General features: G+C 67.1%; 2 protein-coding genes and 1 pseudogene. All 3 read left to right on the top strand.

Annotated elements, in window-relative coordinates; genetic code table 11:
• Window positions 1-376: 376 nt before the first annotated feature.
• Entirely contained in the window at window positions 377-574 is a 198-nt protein-coding gene (locus ABZU69_RS36950) for a hypothetical protein (protein WP_210918302.1), read from the top strand.
• Between the two features lie 559 nt (window positions 575-1133).
• Window positions 1134-1563, top strand: a pseudogene (locus ABZU69_RS36945) (DDE-type integrase/transposase/recombinase); the annotation flags it as partial.
• 687 nt (window positions 1564-2250) lie between these two features.
• Window positions 2251-3069, top strand: a complete 819-nt coding sequence (locus ABZU69_RS36940) for a transposase (RefSeq protein ID WP_354968849.1) — start codon at window positions 2251-2253, stop codon at window positions 3067-3069.
• Window positions 3070-3224: the final 155 nt, after the last annotated feature.

The following is a 3224-nucleotide window of genomic DNA, read 5'->3' as shown; positions in this document are numbered from 1 at the left end:
ACAACCGTCCATGATCGACGGTGGCTGCCCTCGTTCCCACACCGCACCGAGCCACAGCTCAGCCAAGGTCAACAACCCCGGCTGGAGTACTAGGTGAGGGCCACGGCTACATCCTGCTCAACGACCGCTGGCTCCACGGCAGAACCCGCTTCACCGGCGACCGCATGATGCTGCGCATCATCGGTGACCCGATGTCCACCTACGCCCTACCGAGCGGGTTCTGTCCAGCAGAGGCTCCGCAACCGGCCAAGCGGGCCACGTGACGTCCGTCGATACCACATCACCACCTCGCCCACTGTCTGCGGCTCGCAGAGCCGCGCCCGCCCGACATCGACCGAATCAACGATGCCGACACCGGCGTTCTGAAGGGCACTCCATGAACCTGATCTCGATCGCGGCCATCAGCGCTGCGCTTGTGCTCGGATTCCTCGCCGGGCTGCTCGCATTCAAGCGCTCGCTGCAATGGTGCCGCACCTGCGGTGCATCCCTAAGCTGCCCGGAATGCACCCGGCCGCTACGCACAGAGTCGGCCAAGCAGATCGCGATGCGCGAACCGGGAAATCTACGTCCATAACCCGTCGGGCGATTCCGCGTCCGGTCGACGCCCGCGTGCAAACGGCCAGCCAAGTTCGGCCTCGAAAGCGCTGCCAGGAGCCGGAAGCATGAAATCACCAGCAGGAGGAGCGCAACGTGACCTTCTTCGAGGAGACCCGCCGGCGGCAATCAGAGACGACGTCGGCCGAGCAGATTGTCTCCTACACCGTGGCCCTGGAGCGTAGACACCGATCGGTGTGGTCACGGAGGAAGGTCAGGTCAGTCGGCCTCTGCGGCGGTGGACGGCCCTGCCGGTCGAGACACCGCATACCGAGCAGACGAGGGCACTGGCCCGGTGAGGCGTCATGACCACGCACGGACCGGTTCTGCCGATCTGGACCTGCGCCGGGTGCGGTGCCCCATGGCCCTGCCGCACACGACGCCACGAGCTGCGAGCCGAGTTCGAAAGCGCTCCCATCTCCCTCGCCCTGTATATGGGCTCCTGCATGGTTGCTGCGAGCCAGGACATGGGCTGGGCTCCCGCTGGTCTACTCCATCGCCGGTTCCTGGGGTGGCTGCGATGACCGCATCCCGCTCTAGGTGTGTGGCGTTACGTGTACTGAACGGTTGACCAGTACGGCCAGGTCTACGACGTGCTCATCTCGGCCCGCCGCGACGCCGATGCGGCACGCCGGTTCTTCCGCCGGGCGCTGTCGACGTTGAAGGTGACACCGAGCGAGGTCGTCACCGACGCCGCGCCGTTCTACCCAGAGTGCTCGACGAGCTGATCCCGCAGGCGTGGCACCACGTCGAACGGTACGGAACAATCCAATCGAGGCCGACCACAGCCAGCTCAAACACCGGTTGAGACCGATGCGCGGACTACGAACCGACAGGACAACGCAGGTGATCATCGCTGGACACGCCTTCATGCAGAACCTACGACGTGGCCACTACGAACTCGCCGTCGATGCCCCGCCGGCAACGCGGGTGTCGACGGCATTTGCTGAGCTCGCCCAGGCGATCTGACCTCGGCCCCCACCCGGGGTACAACGCGTTCATCGATCCGGCAACCAACAGGACCGGCTGGGGTCGGGGTCACACACATGGCGGCGGGTGGCGGTGATGGCGGCGATGGGTTTGCCGCGGTCGGTGTGTTGGTGGTCGGACAGTAGGCCGGCGACGGCGCGGATGGTGGTGTCGAGGCTGTCGCGGCGGCCGAGGTGGCGGGTCAGGCTGCGCCAGGCGTGCTCGACGCGCACCCGGCGGCGGGCGTGCTCGCTGGGCTTGGCGTAGTTCGGCGATGCCGGGCAGATGTTCCAGGGCGGTTGCGGTAGGCCATCCCGTCTGCCATCGACCCGGGCAAGCCGAGCAGACCACCGCCCGACCCGCCATCGTCCGAACCTGTGTCAAGGTCCGCTTGACGTGGCGGGTCGGGCGGCGGCCCGCTCCCAAGCAGGGCGGGTCGACGGCAGACAGTGAGGATGGTGGGGTGGGTCGCCGGGCTGGTCTGACTCACCGGCAGACCGACGGTTGCTGTCCTCATCCCGATTCGTCGGCCAGCTCGGTGGCCCCGACAGCTGCATGTCACCGGCCAGGCGTCGTGACCTGATAGGAGCCTGTGCGAGAGGCGCCCACCACTGTGTTGTCCGCATCGCCTAACCGGTGACGTGTCCACGAATCTCGACGCAGACGAGAAAGGCGGACCTCACCAGCATGGCAGCCAAGAAGCGAACTCTCATCGGTGGTGTCGACACCCACCGCGACACCCACCACGCCGCCGTCATCGACAGCACCGGCGGCCTCCTGGGCGACACCGAGTTCCCGGCAACCACCGCCGGCTACGCCGATCTGCTGGCCTGGATGCGCTCCTTCGGCCGGGTAACTGCCGTGGGAGTCGAGGGCACCGGCAGCTACGGCGCCGGGCTGGCCCGCTACCTGACCAGCAAAAAGATCGCCGTCGTGGAGGTGGACCGGCCGGACCGCCGAGCCCGCCGCGCACAGGGCAAGTCCGACCCGATCGACGCTATCGCCGCCGCCCGGGCAACCCTCGCTGGCACCGCGATGGGCACGCCGAAGACCCGCACCGGGCCGGTCGAGGCCATCCGCGCACAGGCCCCACTTCCGATCGATGATCCTCATAACGGATCGTTGATCATGCCGACAAGCCGGGCGCAACAAGGCGCCCGACACGCCCCCATGGCGGGCAGGATGGACGCCATGCCGGCTATCCCCGAGTCCACCATGACGTCCCTGGCGCAGCGGCTACGCGCGCACGCCCGCGAGAACTGGCCGCAACTGGCCGCGGTGCACGTGCGTTACCGCGCCCAGTTCGCCTACGTCGAAGGCGAACTCGGCGGCGGTGAACGGCTACCGCTGATGCGGCTGCGCTACGGCGGATCCGCCCACCGCTGGGGCACCGCCATCTACGTGGCCAGCACGAACAGCTACGAAGACCAGATCTGGTTCAGCCGCACCACCGAAGAAGCCTTCGACCTGGTCTGCGACCTACACGTACGACCCACCACCCCCTGACCACCAACCGCACGCCAGACCCTGAACCGTCAACCCCCGAAGGACTTACGGCACGGACCACTTAGTGCTCCAGTTCGTAAGTCCTTCGGGGGTTGACGGTCCCTGCTCGGATGCGGTTACCCAGTGATGGGACTGACAAGGACGTCGCAGACGAA

Source organism: Micromonospora sp. NPDC005206, assembly GCF_040608175.1.
Taxonomy (GTDB): Bacteria; Actinomycetota; Actinomycetes; order Mycobacteriales; family Micromonosporaceae; genus Micromonospora.
The sequence above is the reverse complement of the archived record's forward strand: the minus strand, read 5'-3'. Positions and strand labels throughout refer to the sequence as shown.